The 19,891-nt window shown below is 69.4% G+C and carries 19 protein-coding genes; 12 read left to right on the forward strand and 7 right to left on the reverse strand.

Annotation, left to right across the window (positions count from 1 at the left end; all coding sequences use genetic code 11):
* Window positions 1-56: 56 nt before the first annotated feature.
* On the forward strand, window positions 57-1,028 hold the full coding sequence (locus ACIBSW_RS19115; RefSeq protein WP_354727952.1) for an ABC transporter permease: 972 nt from the start codon (window positions 57-59) through the stop codon (window positions 1,026-1,028).
* Window positions 1,028-1,789: an ATP-binding cassette domain-containing protein gene (locus ACIBSW_RS19120; RefSeq protein WP_354727950.1), complete on the forward strand. Its 762-nt coding sequence runs from the start codon at window positions 1,028-1,030 to the stop codon at window positions 1,787-1,789. Before ACIBSW_RS19115 ends, ACIBSW_RS19120 begins: the two co-directional genes overlap by 1 nt.
* 22 nt (window positions 1,790-1,811) lie before the next feature.
* On the opposite strand, the gene ACIBSW_RS19125 is transcribed toward ACIBSW_RS19120, so the two are convergent.
* Window positions 1,812-2,954: a substrate-binding domain-containing protein gene (locus ACIBSW_RS19125; protein ID WP_354727948.1), complete on the reverse strand. Its 1,143-nt coding sequence runs from the start codon at window positions 2,952-2,954 to the stop codon at window positions 1,812-1,814.
* 138 nt (window positions 2,955-3,092) lie between these two features.
* Between ACIBSW_RS19125 and ACIBSW_RS19130 the strand changes: the two genes are divergently transcribed.
* The 3 genes from ACIBSW_RS19130 to ACIBSW_RS19140 are packed head-to-tail and all read left to right on the forward strand — an operon-like array spanning window position 3,093 to window position 6,220.
* Window positions 3,093-4,409, forward strand: coding sequence for an extracellular solute-binding protein (locus tag ACIBSW_RS19130; RefSeq protein WP_354727946.1), 1,317 nt, complete (start codon window positions 3,093-3,095; stop codon window positions 4,407-4,409).
* A 22-nt stretch (window positions 4,410-4,431) separates the two neighbouring features.
* The gene (locus ACIBSW_RS19135) at window positions 4,432-5,406 is read left to right on the forward strand and encodes a sugar ABC transporter permease (RefSeq protein ID WP_354727944.1); all 975 of its coding nucleotides are present in this window, start codon (window positions 4,432-4,434) and stop codon (window positions 5,404-5,406) included.
* Window positions 5,399-6,220 carry a carbohydrate ABC transporter permease gene (locus tag ACIBSW_RS19140; RefSeq protein ID WP_354727942.1) on the forward strand — a complete coding sequence of 274 codons (822 nt, stop codon included), beginning with the start codon at window positions 5,399-5,401 and terminating at the stop codon, window positions 6,218-6,220. The genes ACIBSW_RS19135 and ACIBSW_RS19140 overlap by 8 nt, the downstream gene beginning before the upstream one ends.
* A 48-nt stretch (window positions 6,221-6,268) precedes the next feature.
* Here ACIBSW_RS19140 and ACIBSW_RS19145 read toward each other — a convergent pair whose 3' ends face one another.
* On the reverse strand, window positions 6,269-7,018 hold the full coding sequence (locus tag ACIBSW_RS19145; RefSeq protein ID WP_354727940.1) for a GH12 family glycosyl hydrolase domain-containing protein: 750 nt from the start codon (window positions 7,016-7,018) through the stop codon (window positions 6,269-6,271).
* A 210-nt stretch (window positions 7,019-7,228) separates the two neighbouring features.
* On the opposite strand from ACIBSW_RS19145, the gene uidA reads away from it, so the two are divergent.
* The gene (gene uidA / locus ACIBSW_RS19150; RefSeq protein WP_354727938.1) at window positions 7,229-9,010 is read left to right on the forward strand and encodes a beta-glucuronidase; all 1,782 of its coding nucleotides are present in this window, start codon (window positions 7,229-7,231) and stop codon (window positions 9,008-9,010) included.
* 13 nt (window positions 9,011-9,023) lie between these two features.
* Window positions 9,024-11,327, forward strand: coding sequence for a glycoside hydrolase family 9 protein (locus tag ACIBSW_RS19155; protein ID WP_354727936.1), 2,304 nt, complete (start codon window positions 9,024-9,026; stop codon window positions 11,325-11,327).
* Between the two features lie 13 nt (window positions 11,328-11,340).
* Here ACIBSW_RS19155 and ACIBSW_RS19160 read toward each other — a convergent pair whose 3' ends face one another.
* The 3 genes from ACIBSW_RS19160 to ACIBSW_RS19170 all read right to left on the reverse strand — a co-directional run bounded on the left by ACIBSW_RS19160 (window position 11,341) and on the right by ACIBSW_RS19170 (window position 13,391).
* Window positions 11,341-11,502, reverse strand: a complete 162-nt coding sequence (locus ACIBSW_RS19160; RefSeq protein WP_354727934.1) for a hypothetical protein — start codon at window positions 11,500-11,502, stop codon at window positions 11,341-11,343.
* Window positions 11,469-11,954, reverse strand: coding sequence for a TMEM175 family protein (locus ACIBSW_RS19165; RefSeq protein ID WP_354727932.1), 486 nt, complete (start codon window positions 11,952-11,954; stop codon window positions 11,469-11,471). Before ACIBSW_RS19165 ends, ACIBSW_RS19160 begins: the two co-directional genes overlap by 34 nt.
* Window positions 11,955-12,038: 84 nt before the next feature.
* Window positions 12,039-13,391, reverse strand: a complete 1,353-nt coding sequence (locus ACIBSW_RS19170) for an FAD-dependent oxidoreductase (protein ID WP_354727930.1) — start codon at window positions 13,389-13,391, stop codon at window positions 12,039-12,041.
* Between the two features lie 104 nt (window positions 13,392-13,495).
* Here ACIBSW_RS19170 and ACIBSW_RS19175 point away from each other — a divergent pair, with 104 nt between their 5' ends.
* Together ACIBSW_RS19175 and ACIBSW_RS19180 are read left to right on the forward strand one after the other, a co-directional pair.
* A complete protein-coding gene (locus tag ACIBSW_RS19175; protein WP_354727928.1) occupies window positions 13,496-14,113 on the forward strand; it encodes a VOC family protein in 618 nt (205 codons plus the stop codon).
* Window positions 14,114-14,213: 100 nt separating this feature from the next.
* Window positions 14,214-14,651, forward strand: a complete 438-nt coding sequence (locus tag ACIBSW_RS19180) for a nitroreductase family deazaflavin-dependent oxidoreductase (RefSeq protein ID WP_354727926.1) — start codon at window positions 14,214-14,216, stop codon at window positions 14,649-14,651.
* 7 nt (window positions 14,652-14,658) lie between these two features.
* Here ACIBSW_RS19180 and ACIBSW_RS19185 read toward each other — a convergent pair whose 3' ends face one another.
* The gene (locus ACIBSW_RS19185) at window positions 14,659-15,123 is read right to left on the reverse strand and encodes a helix-turn-helix domain-containing protein (RefSeq protein ID WP_354727924.1); all 465 of its coding nucleotides are present in this window, start codon (window positions 15,121-15,123) and stop codon (window positions 14,659-14,661) included.
* Window positions 15,124-15,251: 128 nt separating this feature from the next.
* Here ACIBSW_RS19185 and ACIBSW_RS19190 point away from each other — a divergent pair, with 128 nt between their 5' ends.
* A complete protein-coding gene (locus ACIBSW_RS19190; RefSeq protein WP_354727922.1) occupies window positions 15,252-16,151 on the forward strand; it encodes a serine aminopeptidase domain-containing protein in 900 nt (299 codons plus the stop codon).
* Here ACIBSW_RS19190 and ACIBSW_RS19195 read toward each other — a convergent pair.
* Window positions 16,144-18,036 (reverse strand): EAL domain-containing protein, encoded by a 1,893-nt coding sequence (locus tag ACIBSW_RS19195; RefSeq protein WP_354727920.1) that lies wholly within the window; start codon window positions 18,034-18,036, stop codon window positions 16,144-16,146. The two genes, ACIBSW_RS19190 and ACIBSW_RS19195, sit on opposite strands and share 8 nt — an antisense overlap.
* A gap of 164 nt (window positions 18,037-18,200) precedes the next feature.
* Here ACIBSW_RS19195 and ACIBSW_RS19200 point away from each other — a divergent pair, with 164 nt between their 5' ends.
* Together ACIBSW_RS19200 and ACIBSW_RS19205 are read left to right on the forward strand one after the other, a co-directional pair.
* Complete coding sequence (locus ACIBSW_RS19200; protein ID WP_354727918.1) at window positions 18,201-19,280, forward strand: GGDEF domain-containing protein; 1,080 nt, start codon at window positions 18,201-18,203, stop codon at window positions 19,278-19,280.
* Entirely contained in the window at window positions 19,277-19,891 is a 615-nt protein-coding gene (locus ACIBSW_RS19205) for a TetR family transcriptional regulator (protein WP_404799383.1), read from the forward strand. Before ACIBSW_RS19200 ends, ACIBSW_RS19205 begins: the two co-directional genes overlap by 4 nt.

Consider the following 19,891-nt stretch of genomic DNA (forward strand, 5'->3'; position numbering starts at 1 on the left):
CCCCAACCGGACAGAACGGGGCGCCGACCGCGGATCGCGGCCGGCGCCTCCTGCCCGTGCTGCGGCAGCTCGGCACGATACTGGTGCGCTGGCGCGAGGCGAGCGTCCTGATCGTCGCCATCGCGATGGCCGTCTACTTCCGGGCGGCCAACGAGGCCTTCCTCACCCACGACAACCTGCGCAACATCGCGCAGGCGACCGCGCCGGCCGCGATCGTCGCGGTGGGCATCGTGCTGCTGCTGGTCAGCGGCGAGATCGACCTGTCGGTCGGCGTGGTCGCCGCGCTCGCGCCGTTCCTGGTCCACTACGCGGTGGACCTGTACGGCGTGCCCGTGGTGCCCGCGTTCCTGCTGGCCTTCGGAATCTCGGCGGCCATCGGGTTCTGCAACGGCTTCATCGTCACCAAGCTGAAGGTGCCGTCGCTGGTGGCCACCCTCGGCATGTACTACTTCCTGCTCGGCGTGCTGCTCACCACCTCGCACGCGTACCCGGCGCAGATCCCGGAGGAGGCGCAGGGCCGGATCCAGCAGATCTTCGGCGCGGCCGACTGGGCGTCGCTGACCTGGTGCCTCTCGATCGTCGTGTTCTTCCACATCGTGCTCACCCGCACCCGGTGGGGGCTGCACACGATCTCGGTCGGCGGCAACCTGATCGGCGCGACCGAGGCGGGCATCCGGGCCAACCGGATAAAGATCGGCAACTTCATGATCGCCAGCGTGCTCGGCGCGCTCGCCGGGATCCTGGAGGCGTTCCGGATCAACAGCATCGATCCCAACATCGGCGGCGGCACCGCGCTGGTCTTCACCGCCATCTCCGCCGCGGTCATCGGCGGCACCGCCCTGGCCGGCGGCTCCGGCACGGTCATCGGCGCCCTGCTCGGCGCCCTGATCCTCGCCGAGCTGCAGAACGGCTTCAACCTCATCGGCATCAGCGCCAATCCGTTCAACCTGATCCTCGGCAGCGCGATTCTGATCTCGATGATCGCGAACCAGTACCTGTCGCGGTTGCGGCGGACGGGAGGCGCCTGATGGCGGAGGAGACCGCCCTGCGGGTCGAGCACGTCCGCAAGCAGTTCGGCGCGCTGACCGCGCTGAGCGACGTCAGCCTGCGGCTGGAGAAGGGCGAGGTGCTCGGCCTGATCGGGGACAACGGCGCCGGGAAGTCCACGCTCATCAAAATCATCTGCGGGTACCACCAGCCGGACGCCGGCCGCATGTTCGTCGCCGGCTCGGAGGTCGTCCTGCGCAGCGTCGACCATGCCCGGTCGCTCGGCATCGACACCGTGTACCAGGGGCTCGCCCTGATCAACGAGCTCTCCGTCTACCACAACATGTTCCTCAACCGGGAGCTGCGGATCGGGCCGCTGCTCAACAACCGGGCCATGCGCCGCCTGGCCCGCGAGCACCTGGCGGACATGGGGGTGAACATCCCGGACGTCTCCGCCGAGGTGGCCAAGCTCTCCGGCGGCCAGCGGCAGGCGGTCGCGGTCGCCCGGGCCGTCTACTCCGACGCCCGGATCCTGCTGCTGGACGAGCCGCTCGCCGCCATGGGCGCCAAGGAGGGCGTGCTGATCCTCGACCTGATCCGCGACCTCAAGGCCCGCGGCGACGTCTCGGTCATCATCATCGCCCACAACTACGCACAGGTCCTCGACGTCTGCGACCGGGTCAACCTGCTGCAACACGGCACGATCACCTTCGACCGCCGCACCTCCGAGGTGACGGTGGACGAACTGACCGAGCTGGTGGTGGCCGAGTACCGTCGCCGCCGTACCGGATCCGGATCCTGACCGGGCGCGGCTCGAGAGCTGGTCAGAGCCGTGTGGGCCGCACCGATGAGCTCCGGACGACGAGCTCGGGAACGACCAGCAGGCGGTGGGCCGGCCGACGGGAGCCCTCGATCAGCCGGGAGACGAGCAGCTCGACCGCCATCCGGCCGAGGTGGCCCTTCGCTGGGCGGATCGCGGTCAATGGGGGTTCGCCCAGCTGCGCGATCTCGTCGTCGTACGAGACGATGGCCAGGTCCTGAGGGACCGCGATGCCCTGTTCGGCGCAGAACTGAACGAGCGAGATGGCGTCCGGATCGCTGTGCACCACCAACGCCGTCGCTCCAGCCTGCTGACAACGGCGCAGGATGGCGGCGAGGTGACCGCGGTAGTCGGGTGTGCCCGGCCGTACGGACGCACGGAAAACCAGATCGCCGGCGAGGTTCAGGCGGGAACAGGCCCGCGCGAAGCCCTGGGCGATGTGGTCGGCGTTGGGGCTGATCGGGGTCAGCACGAGGCCGATCCGGCGGTTTCCCTGGCGTACGAGGTGGCGCAGTGCGGTCTCGACCCCGGCATCGTGATCGCTGCGTACCCATTCGAGCGGGGGAGCGGAGCTCCGTTTCGCCGGCGGAGTCCGTTCCGCTTCCTTGATGGAGTCGAGCCGCGCCGACGGCGTCTGCCGTTCCATCATGACGCACGGCACCGGCAGCCCGGCGATCCAAGCGAGCATCTCGTCGCCGTGCTCGGAGTCCAGGTCCGGCGCGAGGAGCAGGCCTGAGATCTGTTCGGAGTCGAGCAGTCGGGTGATCTGGCGGCGATCCTCGCCGACGTCGTAGCTCGAACCACGCAACCGGATGTCGACACCCAGCACGGCCGATGCGGTGCGCGCACCCGCGATGACCGGTGGCCAGAAGAAGTCCAGTGTCGGTACGACCATGCCGAGGGTGAACCGGGTGGCCGGCTTCCGGGCTCGCCGGGGCGCCGGCGAGAGCTCCGTCGGCAGCACGGCCCCGCCGTGCACCTTCGTGAGCAGCCTCGCCTGCGCCAGCGCGGCGATGTCCCGCCGCACGGTGATCTGACTGACCTGGAGAAGCTCGGCGAGCTCGACGACCCGGACCGCACCGTGCTGCCGGAGCTCGATCATCAGGCGCTCCCGGCGTTGCATGTTGAACGCTCGTTGTGTCGGCATGTGGCACCGCCCCGGCTGTCCCGTCGCGTCTGTTCTCCAGGCTCGCCCGTCGCGTGATCGATTGTGATCGATCAGGACCGAGCATGGCTGGACTGTAGCCCGCACGGAGGGAAATCGCGCCTACTCGAGGCCGTCGTGATGACTGTCAGCGCTTACGGATTCGAGGCGGATATGAGATTACGAGGACGGCGGGCACCGCTCGCCATCGGGTTGTGTGCGCTGCTGGCGGCGGCGACCGCGTGCGGTGGCGCGGACGGCTCGGAGGAGCCGGGCCAGACCACGCTGGTGGTCAAGACCTTCAGTCAGTTCGGCTACCAGGATCTCTACAAGCAGTACGAGTCCAGCCATCCCGGCATCAAGATCAAAGAAGAGAACATCGGGAAGCTCGGCGACTACACGCCCAAGCTGCAGCAGTGGATGGCCTCCGGCAGCGGTGCGGGTGACGTGGTGGCGTTGGAGGAGGGCATCCTCATCCAGTTCATGGCCAAACCCGACAAGTTCGTCAACCTGCTGGACCACGGTGCGAGCTCGCTGCAGGGCGATTTCCTCGAATGGAAGTGGAAGCAGGGGCTCACGTCGGACGGTGCGAAGCTGGTCGGTCTCGGCACCGACGTCGGTGCGCAGGGCATGTGCTATCGCACGGACCTGTTCGCCAAGGCCGGCCTGCCCACCGGCCGCGACCAGGTGGGCGCGCTGTGGCCGACCTGGGACGCGTATCTGGCCACCGGGCAGAGGTTCATGACGGCCAAGACCGGGGCGAGCTTCTTCGACTCGTCCGGCAGCGTGTACCTGAACATGCTGATGCAGCTCAGCGACCACACCTACTACGACACCGCGAACAACCTGGTCATCGACACCAACCCGGCGGTGAAGGCGGCGTGGGACAAGACCGTCCAGATGATCCAGGCAGGGCTGTCCGGGAACATCGCGGCCTACAGCCCGCAGTGGAACGCCGGCTTCAAGAACGGCAGGTTCGCCACCATTCCCTGCCCCTCCTGGATGCTCGGCACCATCGAGAAGCAGTCCGGCCCGGAGAACGCCGGCAAGTGGGACGTGACGAAGGTGCCCGGCAACGGCGCCGTACGCGGTGGCTCGTTCCTGGCCGTACCGACACAGAGCAAACACCAGCAGGAGGCGGCGGAGCTGGTGAAGTTCCTGACCAGTCCCTCGGGCCAGATGGCGGCGTTCAAGGCGGTGAACAACTTCCCGTCGTCGCCCAAGGCGATCGACGAACCGGCGGTGCGGAACTTCACCAACGCGTACTTCAACGACGCGCCGGTCGGGAAGATCTTCGGTGACAGCGTGAAGGCGCTGAAGCCGGTCTATCTCGGCCCGGCCAACAACCCGGTGAACGACCGGGTGACGAACGCGCTGACGGCCATTGAACAGGGCAAGCTCAGCCCGGAGGAGGCCTGGGCCAACGCCGTCGCCGAGGCGAAACGGGTGGCCGAGTAGTCCCGCCGGACGGTAGGGACAGATGTCGGTGACTCGATCGCGCGAGCGCCCGGCCGAGGGCGCGTCCGGCGGCGGACCTGCCGCCAGGAGACAACGAGGCCGGCTGCGGGACCGGCTGGACACGGCGGCCTCCCCGTACCTCTTCATCGCTCCGTTCTTCGTGATTTTCGGGATCTTCGGGGTGTTCCCGGTGGGGTACACCGCTTGGGTGTCCCTGCACGCCTGGGACATCTCCGGCGCTCAGGGATTCGTGGGTCTCGACAACTTCGTGACCCTGTTCGGGGACCCGAATTTCTGGAATGCGATCGTCAACACCATCGGCATGCTGATTCTCGGCACCGTGCCACAGCTGGTCATCGCCCTGATCCTCGCGAACGCGCTGAATCAGCGCATGAGAGGACTGGCGTTCTACCGACTCGGCGTCCTCGCACCGATCGTCACGTCGGTGGCCGCTGTGGGCATCGTCTTCAGCCAGATCTTCGACCGCGACGCCGGCCTGGTGAACGGGCTGCTGCACCTGGTCGGCGTGCAGCCGATCGACTGGCACGCGGACAAGTGGTCGTCCTGGATCGCGATCTCCACGATGGTCAGCTGGCGCTGGACCGGCTACAACGCGCTGATCTATCTGGCCGCCATGCAGGCGGTGCCGCACGATCTCTACGAGGCGGCCGAGATCGACGGTGCCACCAAGGCCCGGCAGTTCTGGGCCATCACCGTGCCGATGATCCGGCCCGCGGTGCTCTTCACGGTGATCGTTTCGACGATCGGTGGCACGCAGTTGTTCACCGAGCCGTTGATCTTCGGCCAGGGTGGTTTCGCCATCTCGGGCGGCAGTCTGCGGCAGTTCCAGACGGTCTCGATGTACATGTTCGAGAAGGCGTTCCGGGACTTCGACTATGGCTACGGCTCGGCGGTCGCCTGGATGATCTTCATACTCATCATGCTCCTGACCTCGATCAACTTTCTCCTCACTCGGATTTGGGGCGGTCGTGCGTAAGTCACATCCCTTGCTGCACGCCGTCCTGCTGATCGCGGTCGCCCTGTCGGCGTTTCCGCTGTACTGGCTGTTCGTGGTGGCTACCCGGACCAACGACGTGATCGGCGACTGGCCGCCGCCGTTGCTGCCGGGCGGAAATCTCACCGACAATCTCCGGCGGCTGTTCGACGCGGAGGACGCGCATTTCATGCTCGGCATGGCCAACTCGGCGATCGCCTCGATCGCGGTGACGGTCGCGGTGGTGTTCTTCAGCTCGCTGGCCGGGTTCGCGTTCAGCAAGCTGCGGTTCCGCGGGCGCAACGGACTGCTGGTGGTACTCCTGGCGACGATGATGATCCCGGTACAGATGGGCATCATTCCGCTCTACATGATCATGGTGCAGCTCGGTTGGCAGAACAGGTTGCAGGCGGTCATCGTGCCGTTCCTGGTCTCGGCGTTCGGGGTGTTCCTCATGCGCCAGTACGCCGAGCGGGCGGTGCCCGACGAACTCATCGAGTCGGCCCGGATCGACGGCGGCACCACGTTCCGGATCTTCTGGAGCATCGTGTTGCCCGCGTTGCGGCCGGGCGCCGCCGTGCTCGGGCTGTTCACCTTCATGGCCACCTGGAACGAGTTCCTGTGGCCGCTGGCCGTGCTCGAGGCCGACAACCCGACCGTGCAGTTCTCGCTCAATCAGCTCTCCACCACGTATTACACCGACTACACGCTGATGTTCGCCGGGGTCCTGGTCGCCACGCTGCCGCTGCTGATCGTCTTCATCCTGTTCGGCCGGCAGATCATCGGCGGGATCATGGACGGGGCAGTCAAGGCGTGACGGCACGCCCTCGGTGGTCCGGGACATGCCGTCACGTCGCCGCGCCGGTCAGCTCACCGACGCGGAGAACGAGTTGACGGTCAGGCCGATACCGCCGGCCCACGGTTCGAATCCCGCCTGGATGCTGGTGAGATACCAGCTGCTGGATCCATGTCCTCGGGCGATCGCGTCGTTCAGGAACGCCTTGACGTCGAAGCTCCAGCTCGAGATCGCCGACGTCGAGACGTACGAGATGACGTTGTTCTTGCCGTTGCTCCCGGTCCAGACCTGCCAGCTGCGACCGCCGACGGACGCCGTACCGGTGACCGAGCCGATGGGTTGCGGGGTTGCCGACTTGTTGAACCAGATCATGATCTCCTGCTGGTTGACGCCGTTGGTCTTCGGCGTGGGATCCAGCCAGATGTCATAGGCCGCCACGTACTTGGCGTTGGTGAACGTGTAGCTGATGCTGCTCCGGGCGCTGCTGATGCCGCTGATCTGCCGCGGCGTACGCATGCCCGGGCTGCACAGCGTGTAGTGGCAGCCGAGGAAGATCGAGGGGTAGGACACCGGCCCGGATGCGTTGACGCCGTCCTGACGGGTGATCTGGAAGCCGCTACCGGTCACGTTGATGCACTGGGTGGCGGTACTGCCCCAGACATTGTTCTGTACGTAGTAGTTGCCCTGCACGGTCGAGCCGAACCGGGTGCAGATCGGGCCGGGGGCGGCGTTTGCCGGCGTCGAAACCGCGACCGCGGTGCCGACGGCCAGCACCAGCGACAGGGCCGGCGGCAGCAGTCGAATTCGTTGTCTTCTCATCGATGGGTCCTTTCCGGACGGAGGAAGGGGACATCGACATCAATAAGTAGACTTGGTTTTACGGTCCGGCTACAGGCCGGTTACAATCGATCCCTTTCGATCGCGATCGACCAGTCCCGAGTGGATCGCCGTGATGATCGAATCTGCTCGATTCGGATTGAGCGAGAGCAATACGTTGTGCGGTGGAGGCCCAGAGCCTTCAATACGGGCGTGCTTCGACCTCAAGACACCGCGACGCGGGAACGCAAGCTGCTCAACGGACTCTGGCGGTTCGCGCTGGATCCGGGCGGCGCCGGACGTGCCGGCCGATGGTTCACGGCCGCATTGAGGCAGGCGCGGGAGATGGCCGTGCCGGCGAGCTACAACGAGGTGGCCGCCGACGCACGCGTGCGGGATCACCTCGGTGAGGTCTGGTATCAGACCGAGGTTCGGGTGCCCCGAGGCTGGGCGGGGGATCGCATCGTCCTGCACTTCGAGTCCGCGACGCACCGCGCCACGGTCTGGGTCGACGACACCGAGGTGGTGTCGCACGAGGGCGGATACACGCCCTTCGAGGCGGACGTCACGAACCTTGTCACGGCCGGCGAGACCGCTCGGATCACTGTCGCGGTCGACAACACGCTGACCTTCGAGAGCGTGCCGCCGGGCGTCGTCGAGGACACCGCCGCCGGCCCTCGCCAGCGCTACTGGCACGACTTCTTCAACTACGCCGGCCTGCACCGCAGCGTCTGGCTGTACGCCACGCCGGCCGCGCACATCACCGACATCGCCGTGGTGACCGACCTCGACGAGTCCACCGGCGTCCTGCACTACGTGGTCGAGGCGGCCGGGGCCGGATCGGCCGCACCGCAGGTCGTGCTGCGCGACGCGGGCGGCACCGTGGTCGGACGGCGGCGCGGGGCGCGGGGCGTCCTGACCGTCCGCGACGTGCATCCGTGGGCGCCCGGCGACGGCTACCTGTACGACCTCGAGGTCCAGCTGGTCACCGCGACCGGCGAGATCGTCGACAGTTACCACCAGAGCGTCGGTGTCCGGACCGTCTCCGTGGCGGGTAACCGGTTTCTCATCAACGGCGAGCCGTTCTATTTCACCGGGTTCGGCAAGCACGAGGATCTCGCCGTCACCGGCAAGGGTCACAACGACGCGTTCCTGGTGCACGACTTCGATTTGTTCGAGTGGATCGGCGCCAACTCATTCCGGACGTCGCACTACCCGTACTCCGAGGACGTGCTGGACTACGCGGACCGGCGCGGCATCGTCGTCATAGACGAGGTCGCCGCGGTCGGGCTCAACGTCCGGACCGGCGAGGGAGTCTTCGGCGCGGCCGACTACCCGACGTTCAGCGACGACACGATCAACGAGCGGACCCGCGAGGTTCACGCCCAGGCCATCCGCGAGCTGGTGGCGCGCGACAAGAACCATCCGAGCGTGGTCATCTGGTCGATCGCGAACGAACCCGAGTCCGGCACCGAAGCGGCCGAGGCCTACTTCCGGCCGTTGTTCGAGCTGACCCGTGAGCTCGATGCCAGCCGGCCGGTCAGCTTCGCCAACGACGCGCTGGCACCGCACGGCAGGTGCCGGGTCGCGCAGTTCGCCGACTTACTGATGCTCAACCGCTACTACGGCTGGTACGTCCTGCCCGGTGACCTGGCCGCGGCCGAGATCGCCTGGGAGGAGGAGCTCCGGGCCTGGGGCGCAGAGAACAAGCCGATCCTCATCGCCGAGTACGGCGCGGACGCCTATCCCGGGCTGCACTCGGTCGCGCCACAACCCTGGACCGAGGAGTACCAGGTCGCGTACCTCGACATGAATCACCGGGTATTCGACCGCATCGATGCCGTGGTCGGCGAGCACGTATGGAACTTCGCCGATTTCGCCACCACGCCCGGCATCATGCGGGTCGGCGGAAACCGGAAGGGCGTGTTCACCCGAGACCGCCGACCGAAGGCGGCCGCGCATGTCCTGCGGCAGCGCTGGCTCAAGGAAAGCTGAAGGGAACGCTCCCGTGCACACGACGAGAATCCCGGCGGTGCTGGCCGGCGTCACCCTGGTCGCCGTCGCATGCCCGGGTACGGCCCGGGCCGCCGACGAATTCGACCAGGTCACCAACGGCACCTTCGACACCACGGTCGCACCGTGGGTGGCGTACGGAACCGCGGGCGGGAAGCTGCGCGTGGTCGACGGGCAGGCCTGTGTCGACACCGGCACCGGCTCGATCAACCCGTGGGACTCGATGCTGGCCCTGCCGCACCTGCAGATCCAGAACGGGGCGACCTACACCCTGACGTTCGATGCGAGCGGCACCGCCGCGGTGCCGGTGACGGTGGTGTTCCAGCAGAACTCCGGCAGCTACTCCACCGTGCTGAGCAGCGTCAAGACCATGACGCCCGGGATGACCACGTACACGGTGACCGGCACCGGCAAGGGCGACTTCGCCGACGGCCAGCTGGGATTCCAGTTCGGCGGCAAGCCCGACTTCACCTTCTGCATCGACAACGTCAGCCTCAAGGGCGGCAAGCCGGTCCTGCCGTACCAGCCGGATACCGGACCGCGGATGCGCGTCAACCAGGTCGGCTACCTTCCGTACGGGCCGAAGGCGGCCACCCTGGTCACGACCGCGACGGCGGCGGTGCCCTGGACGCTGAACGACGCCGAGGGCAAGGTCGTCCGCAGCGGCTGGACCAGAGCCCGCGGCGTCGACCCGACCTCGGGCCAGAACGTGCAGACGCTCGACTTCTCGTCGTACCGCCGCGGCGGCTCCGGGTACACCCTCACCGCGGACGGCGCGACCAGCCATCCGTTCCCGATCTCCGACACCGCGTACCAGGCACTGCGGGTCGACAGCAAGACCTTCTTCTACACCCAGCGCAGCGGTACCCCGATCCTCGACACGATCGCGCCGGGTTACGCACGCGCCGCCGGACACGTCGGCGTCGCGCCGAACCAGGGCGACACCGCAGTGCCGTGCCTGCCGCCGGCGGTGTTCGCGGACAACTGGACCTGTCCGGCCGGCTTCACCCGCGACGTCACCGGTGGCTGGTACGACGCCGGCGACCACGGCAAGTATGTCGTCAACGGCGGGATCGCGGTCGCTCAACTGCTGTCCGAGTACGAGCGCAACCGGACCGCCGACGACACCGACAGGCACGCGCTGCGGGACGGGACGCTACGGATCCCCGAGGTGGGCGACAACGTGCCGGACATCCTCGACGAGGCACGCTGGGAGCTCGACTTCCTGCTGCGGATGCAGGTGCCGGATGGTCAGCCGCTGGCCGGGATGGCCTACCACAAGATCAGCGATACCACGTGGACCGGACTTCCGCTCGCGCCCGCGGCGGACGCGAAACCCCGTGCGCTGCACCGGCCGTCGACCGCCGCGACGCTCAACCTGGCCGCCGCGGCGGCCCAGGGCGCCAGGCTGTTCAAGCGCTTCGACCGGGCGTACGCCCGCCGTCTGCTGACCGCGGCCCGCACCGCCTACGCCGCCGCCGAGGCCAACCCGGCGCTGTACGCCTCGAACGCCGACGGCACCGGTGGCGGCGCGTACGCCGACGGCGACGCGACCGACGAGTTCTATTGGGCCGCCGCCGAGCTGTACCTCACCACCGGCGAGCGGGCCTACCGCACCGACGTGCTCGGCTCGCCGCTGCACACCACGAACGTCTTCGACCCGGACGGCTTCTACTGGGGCTCGACCGCGGCGCTGGGCCGGCTCGACCTCGCCACCGTCGACAACGACCTGCCCGGCCGGCGCAACGTCCGCGCCTCGGTGGTCGCGGCCGCGAACGCCCTGGTCGCACTGCAATCCACCCAGGCGTACGGGCAGCCGTACGCGCCCTCGGACAACAGGTGGGTGTGGGGCTCGAACAGCTCGATTCTCAACAACATGGTGGTAATCGGCACCGCGTACGACCTCACCGGCCGATCCAGATACGCCGAAGCGGTGCTCACCGCCGCGGACTTCCTGTTCGGCCGCAACGCGCTGAACATCTCGTACGTCACCGGCTACGGCACGGTCTTCGCCCAGAACCAGCACTCCCGGATGTACGCGCATCAACTCGACCCGAGGCTGCCACACCCGCCGGCCGGCACGGTCGCCGGCGGCCCGAACTCCGGCCTGCAGGATCCGCTGTCCAGGGTGAAACTCGCCGGCTGCGTCGCCCAGTTCTGCTACCTGGACGACATCAACGCCTACTCCACCAACGAAATCACCATCAACTGGAACTCAAGCCTGTCCTGGGTCTCGTCATTCCTCGCCGACCAGAGAAACGGCATGAATGGGGATCCCCGGCGCCGTACCGGATCCTGACCGAGCGCGGCCCTCAGTCCGGGGTCGCGTGCCGGCGGACGGCCCGATCGATGCGGCGGTCGGGAACGACCCACATGATCGCCGCGCCGACGTAGCACGCCACGGCGATGCCGACACCGACGTGCCCGTCCCGGTCGATCGTCAGGGCGCTGAGGATCCCGGCGAGGTAGAACACGGGGAGAGCTTGCCCTTGAGGTCGGCGCCGACGGCCTCCCGCAGCGGCGACTCCGCGCCCTGCTGCCGGATGATCACCGTCTGCAGCACGAAGTACGCGACGGCCGCGCAGAGCAGGTTCAGACCGTAGACGACGACCGGGGTCACCGCGAACTTCGACTCGTCCATCCAGGCCGTGGTGAACGGGAGCAGCGACAGGCAGAACAGCAGCGCCAGGTTCGCCCACAGCACCGCGCCGTTGACCTGCCGCACCAGGTGGAACATGTGATGGTGGTTGTTCCAGTAGACGCCGATGTAGACGAAGCTGAGCAGATAGGTCAGCAGCCCGACGCCGGTCGCGTGTACGAGGTCGGTGAGCTCGTGGCCCTCCGGAATCTTCAGCTCCAGCACCATGATCGTGATGATGATGGCGAGTACCCCATCGCTGAACGCCTCCAGCCGGCTGGTCCTCATCCGCGTCACACCGCCTCTCTGCGTTCGTGTCGTCGCGGAAGACGATCTTACGGTGGGTTCCGTCGCACAACGGCCTGTCGGCGGCTACCGGCTCTCACCCGAGCGCATGGCGGGCGTCCGCGGTGGATCGGCGGCGCCGGTCACGAACGCCTCCCGGGGGTGCTGCACCGAGGTCAGCGAGACGATGTCCCGGCCGAACAGCGCGGCGGTCGCCCACACCGCGAACACCCGCACCTTGCGCTCCCAGGTCGGCACCGCCAGCACGTGATAGCCGCGGTGCATCAGCCAGGCCGGGAAGCCCTTGATGACCAGTCGGCGGAACTGGAAGAGGCCGCGCCCGATGCCCAGCGTGGCGACGACACCCAGGCTGTGGTGCAGGTACGGCTTCGGCTCGCGTCCGCGCAGCGTGGCGATCAGGTTCCGGGCCAGCAGCTTGCCCTGCCGCACCGCGTGCTGGGCGTTCGGCACCGTCGTCGTGCCGCCGCTGCCGGCGGCGAGGTCGGGCACGGCCGCGTCGTCGCCGGCGCCCCACGCGTCCGGCACCGGCGCCGCGTCGGTGCCGACCCGCAGGTCGGCCCGGACCACCAGCATGCCGCGCGCGTTGATGGGCAGGTCGGTGTGGTTGTGCACCATCGGGTTCGCGGCGTTGCCGACGGTCCAGACGATCAGCTCGGAGTCGAACTCCTCGCCCGTGGACAGCACCACCCGGCCGTCGCTCGCGGAGACCAGCTGGCTGTTGAGGTGCACGCGAGCGCCGCGCTTCTCCAGCGAGCGCACCACCCATTCGCCGGGCCCGTCGCCGACCTCCGGCAGGATCCGGCCGCTGGCCTCCACGAGGTGGAAGCTCAGCTCGTCGCGGCTCAGCTCGGGGTAGCGCCGGACCAGAGCCCGAGCCAGCGTCAGCAGCTCGCCGAAGCCCTCGACGCCGGAGAAACCGCCGCCGACGAACGTGACGGTGAGCAGCTTGCGCCGCTGCGGGCCGGGCGGCAGCCCGGCGGCCTGGTCGAAGGCGGTCAGCAACCGGTCGCGGATCGCGACGGCCTCCTCGACGTGCTTCATGCCGATCGCGTGCTCGGCCACGCCGGGCACGGCCAGGACGCGGGTCACCGCGCCCGCGGTCACGACGATGATGTCGTACTCCAGCGGGTACTCCTCGCCGACGGCCGGGCGCACGACGACCGTCCGGTTCGCATGGTCGATCCGGCTGACCCGCCCGGCGATCAGCCGGGTCCTCCTGAGGTGCCGGCGCAGCGAGACGGCGGCGTGCCGCGCCTCGACCGAGCCGGCCACGACCTCCGGCAGGAACGGCTGATACGTCATGTACGGCCGCGGGTCGACGACGATCACGCGCGCCTCGCCCCGGCGGAGCTTCTTCTCCAGTTTCCAGGCGGTGTAGAAGCCGGCGTACCCGCCGCCGACCACCAGAATCGTCCGCACCTCGGCTCCTGTCTCGCGGGCGTCGCACGATGCGCCGATTCACCGTCTGGCTGCCGAACGCGGACGGTGAAACGGTGGTGCGGAGTCCACTCTAGGGGGTCACGATGGCGATGATCGACAACGGCGACAGCGGTTCTCTCAAGCTCGAGGTGGTCACCCTCCCGGTCGCTGATCTCGACCGCGCGAAGGCGTTCTACGCCGGCCTCGGCTGGCGGCTCGACGCGGACTTCGTCCTCGGCGGCGGCCGCGCGATCCAGTTCACCCCGCCGGGCTCGTCCTGCTCGATCCACTTCGCTCCGGGTACCGAGGCGACCCCGCCCGGATCGGTGCGGAACCTGTACCTGATCGTCGCCGACATCGAGCGGGCGCGCGACGAGCTGACCAAGCAGGGCGTCGAGGTCGGCGAGATATTCCACCTGACGCCGCAGGGCCGCGGCGACGGGCCCGCGCCCGACCGGGCCACGTACAGCTCGCTCGCCGCGTTCAGCGATCCGGACGGCAACGGCTGGCTGCTGCAGGAGGTCACCACGCGGCTGCCGGGAAGGATCGACCCCGGCGCGACGACATACACGTCGGTGGCCGGCCTGGCGGGCGCGTTGCGCCGCGCCGCGGCCGCGCACGGCGAGCACGAGCGGCGCACCGGCGAGGCCGACGAGAACTGGCCGGACTGGTACGCGGAGTACCTCGCCAGCGAGCAGGCGGGCACCGAACCGCCCAAATGAGCCCGGACCTCCCGGGAGAGCACTGCTCTTGACTGAGAGCGGCTGGATACGGTTGACTGCTCTCAAGCGAGAGCACTGCTCTCAGAATTGAGGAGGCGATATGCGGTACCTGGCACCCAAGCGCGGCGCCAACGTCTTCAACGGCGCCGCCAAGTGGCTCACCGCCCGCGGGATCAGCCTGCTGGGCAGCCGCGTTCTCGCGGTCCGCGGCCGCAAGAGCGGCGAGGTCCGCACCACGGTGGTCAATCTGCTCACCTACGAGGGCGAGCGCTATCTGGTCGCTCCCCGCGGACACACCCAATGGGTCCGCAACCTGCGCGCCGCCGGCGAGGGCGAGCTCCGCCTCGGCCGCCGCGCGGAGCGGTTCACCCCGGTGGAGCTCGCCGACCCGGACAAGGCGCCGGTGATCCGCCTCTACCTGCGCAAGTGGGCGTGGGAGACGGGCGCGTTCTTCGACGGGCTGAAGGCGGATTCCCCCGAGGCGGACATCGCCGCGGCCGCTCCGGGCTTCCCGGTCTTCCGCATCGTCGCGGCCTGAGGCCGGGTCAGGCCCGGTCGTCCGGGTCCGGCTCGGCGACGACGGTGATCAAAGTGACGAGCTGGCGCCGGAAGTTCTCGTAGTCCTCCACCGCGCCGAACAGCCGCTCGGACCGCCGCTCCTCCCGGCGGGCCACGGTGAGCGCGTCGACGCCCCCGGCGCTGATCGCGACCAGGGTGCGCCGGCGGTCGCGGCCATCCGGCGTGCGCTCGACGTGGCCGGTGCGCGCCAGCCGCTCGATGGTGCGGCTCATCGTCTGGTCGGTCACCCGGCACAGGTGCGCGAGTTCCCGCTGCGACCGGGGCCCGCCGACGAGGTGGTGCAGGACGATCAACCCGGCGTGGGTGAGATCCCAGTCGGCAAGGAGTTGGTGGTAGCGGCCCTCCACCATCCGGGCGGCGACCGACAGTAGGCGCCCGGTCGGCCAGGTGCCGACTTCGGTGCGCGCCGCGTCGTGCCCGTCCTCCGCCATTCGATCATTCTTTCATGTGGACGGAGGCGAGTCCGGTTTTAATCATAGATACACATCTATTGCTAAGCATGCTGAACATCGGTGATACTGCACCTCCGTGCAGTCGTTTCCATCACCCTGGAGGCACGATGTCCCGGACCGCACTGGTCACACTCGCCCTCGCCGCGACGATCTTCGTGGCGCCCGCCCCGGCACACGCCGCCGACGACACCTCGGCGCCGGGTGCCTACGCCGTCGGCACCACCGACGTCACCGCCACCGCTAGTGGCCGCTCGGTCGCCGCGAAGGTCTGGTACCCGGCCACGTCGGCCGGCGCGAACACCGCCGTCGCCGCGGGCGACTTCGGCGTCGTCGTGTTCGGCCACGGCTTCCTGCAGGGCGTCGCCAAGTACACCTCGACGCTCAAGCACCTGGCGTCCTGGGGCTACATCGTCGCCGCGCCCACCACGCAGGGCGGCCTGTCGGCCAACCACTCGGCCTTCGCCGACGACCTGAACGCCACCCTGACCTGGTTCGTCGCGCAGGACACGACCGCCGGGTCGCGGTTCGCCGGTCACGTCGACCCGGCCGCGCTCGGCCTGTCCGGCCACTCGATGGGCGGCGGCGCCAGCGTGCTCGCGGCCGCCCGCAACCCGCGGGTCGGCGCGGTCGGCAACCTGGCCGCCGCCGAGACGAACCCGTCCGCGGCCACTGCCGCCGCCTCCCTGCGTACGCCGGCCATGCTGGTGTCCGGTGACCGCGACACGATCGCGCCGCCGGCCGACCACCAGGTCCCGATCTACCAGGCGAAGGCGGCGCCGAAGCAGCTGCGCACCGTCGTCGGCGGCAGCCACTGCGGCTTCATGGACAGCAGCGGCCTGTTCTGCGACAGCGGGTCGATCGACCGGGCCACCCAGCTCAAGCTCACCCGGCGGCTGCTGACCGACTGGTTCCGGTACACGCTGTCCGGCGAGACCACCCGGTACGACGCGGTGTGGGGCACGGCCGCCCAGAACGACCCGCAGGTCCGCTTCCAGGGCGTCAGCTGACCCCGAGGGTGTTGAGCCTGGCGTCGAGCCAGTCCCGGAACTGCTCGGCGGCCATCGGCCGGCCGACGAGGTAGCCCTGCACGAGATCGCAGTCGAGGTCGGCGAGCGCGGTCATCGTGTTCTGGTCCTCGACACCCTCGGCGACCGTGGTCAGGCCCAGGCGGTGGGCGAGATCGATCGCCGTGTGCACGATGATCGCGTCTTTCGACTCGCCCACCATCCGGGAGATGAACGTCCGGTCGATCTTCAGCTCGTGGATCGGCAGGTCACGCAGGTAGGCCATCGAGGTGTACCCGGTGCCGAAGTCGTCGATCGCGATCCGGGCGCCGAGCGCCTCCAGCCGGGACAGCACCTCGCGGGAGCGCTGCGGGTCGGCCATGATCGCGCTTTCGGTGATCTCCAGCGTCAGCAGGGAGGCGGGCAGCCCGGCCGAGGCCAGGACCGCCTCGACGGTGTCGGGCAGCGTGACGTCCAGCAGGCAGCGCGTCGAGATGTTGACGGAGATCGGCACCGCCTCGCCCGCCCGCAGCCACTCGCCGGCCTGGCCGACCGCGAGCCGCAGGACGTGGCGGGTCAGGTCGTGGATCAGCCCGGTGCTCTCGGCCAGCGGGATGAACTCGATCGGCCCGAGCAGCCCCTCCTCGGGGTGCTGCCAGCGCACCAGCGCCTCGACGCCGTGCAGCCGCTTGTTGCCGACGTCGACCAGCGGCTGGTAGTGCATGACCAGCTCGTTCTCGGTCAGGGCCCGGCGCAGCTCGGCCAGCCGGGACAGCTTGCGCGCGTCGGTCTCGTCCATCGAGGGCCGGTAGCTCGCGATCCCGCCGCCGGAACCCTTCGCCGAGTACATGGCGAGGTCGGCGCGCTGGAGCAGCTCGCCGCCATCCGCGGCGCCGTCCCGGGGGTGGCGGGCGATGCCGATCGTCGCCTCGGCGACCAGCGCCACGCCGTCGATCACCACCGGCTCGCGGAGCGAGTCCATGATCCGCTGGGCGACCATCTCGGGGGTGTCGCCGCCCGGCTGGGTGATCAGCAGCGCGAACTCGTCGCCGCCGAGCCGGGCGATCAGGTCGCTGTCGCGTACCGCGGCGCGCAGCCGGTCGGCGACGGTGACCAGCAGCCGGTCGCCGGTCCGGTGGCCGAGGGTGTCGTTGATCTCCTTGAACCGGTCGAGGTCGAGCAGCAGCACCGTGACCTCCGCGCCGCTCTCGGCGGCCCGGTCCAGGGCGGCGTCCATCTGCCGCCCGAACTCGGCCCGGTTCGGCAGCCCGGTGAGGCTGTCGTGCCCGGCCTGGTGCCGCAGGGCACGCTGGTAGCCGGAGAGCAGGCGGGCGAAGAGCGCCAGCGGGATCAGGCCCAGACCGAAAACGATCGGGGTGCCCCACATCAGGAAGCCCTCGCTGGCCCGCAGGCCGTTCACGCCCTCGGCGGCGATGTCGGACCAGTCGTCCTCGGCGTGGCCGAGGCTCTGCGACATCTCCCGGAACGCCGGTTCCGTGGTCGTGGAGTCGGCCCCGGCCGCGGTGCCCAGATAGGCATCGTGCTGCTCACGGACCCGGGCGACGATGGCCCGGTCGCGTGGCTCGACGGCCGAGTCGATGCTGACCAGCGCGTCGCGGAAATAGGTGGTCGCGGCGATGAAGCCGTGCAGGCTCTCCGGGTTCGGCGAGCGGCGGTACTCCAGCAGCTGGGTCCGCTCGACGTCGAGGGCGTCGCCCGCGGCACAGTACATCTCCTCGATCTCGCCGGCCCGCGCCGCGCTCGTGGCGGCGTTGCTGGTCCGCCAGGCGGTGCTGACGGCGAAGATCGCGAGCAGCAGCATGACGGTCGCCATCCCGGCGAACGCCAGCCGATCACGCCGTAGCGCGCTCCGCACCACCTGGTTCATGATCTCCCCCGCCTGTCGCCTTCGTCGCCCAGCCCATCGGCCGTCTGACGAATCCGCTGAGCCCGCCGGGCGGGTTTCGGACACACGACGGCCTGAGTCGAGCGCCACCCCTCATGCGGTCGGCGAATCGTCATGCCCCGCTCGGGCCGACCGATGAGGGGCCTGTGAGCACCACGCCGGAAGCCTCGATGCTGCGCAAGCGCCGCGCGGTCGAGGGCGCCAACTTCCTCTCCCGCGGCAGCGGCCTGCTGGCCACGGTGCTGTTCCTGGCCGGCTGGTTCGGCATGCCCGTCCCGGACGAGCCGCAGCTCATCGCCGGGTGCCTGGCCGGAATCGCCGTGATGGCGATCGGCAACGTGCTCGCGCTGATCAACTTCCGGCGCCCCGACGGTCCGCGCTACGGCGTGCTGAGCGCCGGCCAGGTGGCCGGCGACACCCTCGTCATGAGTGGCATCGTCGTCTGGTTCCAGGTGTACGGAGACCTCACCACCTGGCCGGGCCTGATCGTCCCGATCGTCGTCGGCGCCCTGCGGCACCGGCTGCGCGGCGCGCTGATCGCCTGGGCGGCCACCTCGGCGGTGTTCGCCGTCACGGTGATCGCCCTCGGCGACCAGGCCGTGCGCCCCGAAGACCTGCCGTTCGCGATCGCCATCCACCTGTTCGTCGCGGTACTCAGCGGCACCCAGTCGGCCGCATACGCCCGCCAGGTCAAGGAGCTGAACGCGACCCGCAAGGCGCTGCAGCACCAGGCCACGCACGACGGCCTCACCGGCCTGCCGAACCGGGCCCGGATCACGGAGTACGCCGAGGGGCTGGCCGGCCGGGAGCTGACCGTGCTGCTGCTCGACCTGAACGGCTTCAAGCTGGTCAACGACGTCCGGGGACACGCGACGGGCGACAGCGTGCTGCGCGAGGCGGGCGGCCGGCTGCGTGCCGGGCTACGCGCCGGCGACCTGGCCGGCCGGCTGGGCGGCGACGAGTTCGTGGTGCTCCTACCGGACACCGGCCCGGCCGAGGCGGCCGAGCTCAGCGCCCGGCTGCGCGCCGAGATCGGCCGGCCGGTGCGGGTCGACGGTCACGAGATCTCGGTGGGCGTCAGCATCGGTGCCGCACACCGTCCCGCCGGCGTGGCCACCGGCCTGGCGGCGCTGACCGCCGAGGCGGACGTCGCCATGTATCAGGACAAGACCGCGGATCTGCCGCGCCCATCCGACCGGAATGGTGTCTACGATCCTGTGCGATGAGTGCCGAATCGCCGTCCAGGATGAACAGCCGGGCCCGGATCCGCGAGGCGCTCGTGGACGCCGCGCGCGAATCGGCCGTGACGCACGGGTGGGACCGCGTGCGCATGGCCGACGTGGCCCGGGCCGCCGGGGTCAGCCGGCAGACGCTCTACAACGAGTTCGACGGCCGGGCCGGCCTGGCCGAGGCGCTCGCCGTCCGGGAGATCCGGACGTTCGTGACGGGCGTCGACCGTCGCCTGAACGCGCACGGCGGTGACGCGCGCGCCGCGGCGCGCGCGGCGATCCGGTTCGCGCTGGCGGAGGCCGACCGCAACCCGCTGGTACGCGCCATCCTGACCGACGGGCGCGGCAGCGCCGACGAGCTGCTGCCCTTCCTGACCACGCGCGTGGACATCGTGCTCGACACCGCCGGCGACGTGATCCGCGGCTGGGCCGCGGCGCACCTGCCCGGCGTCGCCCCCGCGGCGGTCGACGTCGCCGCCGACGCCATCGTGCGGCTCACCGTCAGCCACATCGTGCTGCCGAGGCGGCCCGCCGCCGACGCGGCCGACATGCTCGCCGAGGTCTTCGTCCGCCTGCTTGACACGGAGGCCATTCGTGTAAAGCATTGA

Origin of the sequence: Actinoplanes sp. NPDC049668 (assembly GCF_044465445.1) — a bacterium.
Taxonomy (GTDB): Bacteria; Actinomycetota; Actinomycetes; order Mycobacteriales; family Micromonosporaceae; genus Actinoplanes.

What these genes read in the sequence shown, in the direction of transcription:
- ACIBSW_RS19135 (WP_354727944.1), top strand. Translation starts at nt 4,432, where the DNA reads ATGTCGGTGACTCGATCGCGCGAGCGCCCGGCCGAGGGCGCGTCCGGC.
- ACIBSW_RS19145 (WP_354727940.1), bottom strand. Translation starts at nt 7,018, where the DNA reads ATGAGAAGACAACGAATTCGACTGCTGCCGCCGGCCCTGTCGCTGGTG.
- ACIBSW_RS19120 (WP_354727950.1), top strand. Translation starts at nt 1,028, where the DNA reads ATGGCGGAGGAGACCGCCCTGCGGGTCGAGCACGTCCGCAAGCAGTTC.
- ACIBSW_RS19195 (WP_354727920.1), bottom strand. Translation starts at nt 18,036, where the DNA reads ATGAACCAGGTGGTGCGGAGCGCGCTACGGCGTGATCGGCTGGCGTTC.
- ACIBSW_RS19190 (WP_354727922.1), top strand. Translation starts at nt 15,252, where the DNA reads ATGTCCCGGACCGCACTGGTCACACTCGCCCTCGCCGCGACGATCTTC.
- ACIBSW_RS19125 (WP_354727948.1), bottom strand. Translation starts at nt 2,954, where the DNA reads ATGCCGACACAACGAGCGTTCAACATGCAACGCCGGGAGCGCCTGATG.
- ACIBSW_RS19180 (WP_354727926.1), top strand. Translation starts at nt 14,214, where the DNA reads ATGCGGTACCTGGCACCCAAGCGCGGCGCCAACGTCTTCAACGGCGCC.
- ACIBSW_RS19185 (WP_354727924.1), bottom strand. Translation starts at nt 15,123, where the DNA reads ATGGCGGAGGACGGGCACGACGCGGCGCGCACCGAAGTCGGCACCTGG.
- ACIBSW_RS19130 (WP_354727946.1), top strand. Translation starts at nt 3,093, where the DNA reads ATGACTGTCAGCGCTTACGGATTCGAGGCGGATATGAGATTACGAGGA.
- ACIBSW_RS19205 (WP_404799383.1), top strand. Translation starts at nt 19,277, where the DNA reads ATGAGTGCCGAATCGCCGTCCAGGATGAACAGCCGGGCCCGGATCCGC.
- ACIBSW_RS19175 (WP_354727928.1), top strand. Translation starts at nt 13,496, where the DNA reads ATGGCGATGATCGACAACGGCGACAGCGGTTCTCTCAAGCTCGAGGTG.
- ACIBSW_RS19165 (WP_354727932.1), bottom strand. Translation starts at nt 11,954, where the DNA reads ATGAGGACCAGCCGGCTGGAGGCGTTCAGCGATGGGGTACTCGCCATC.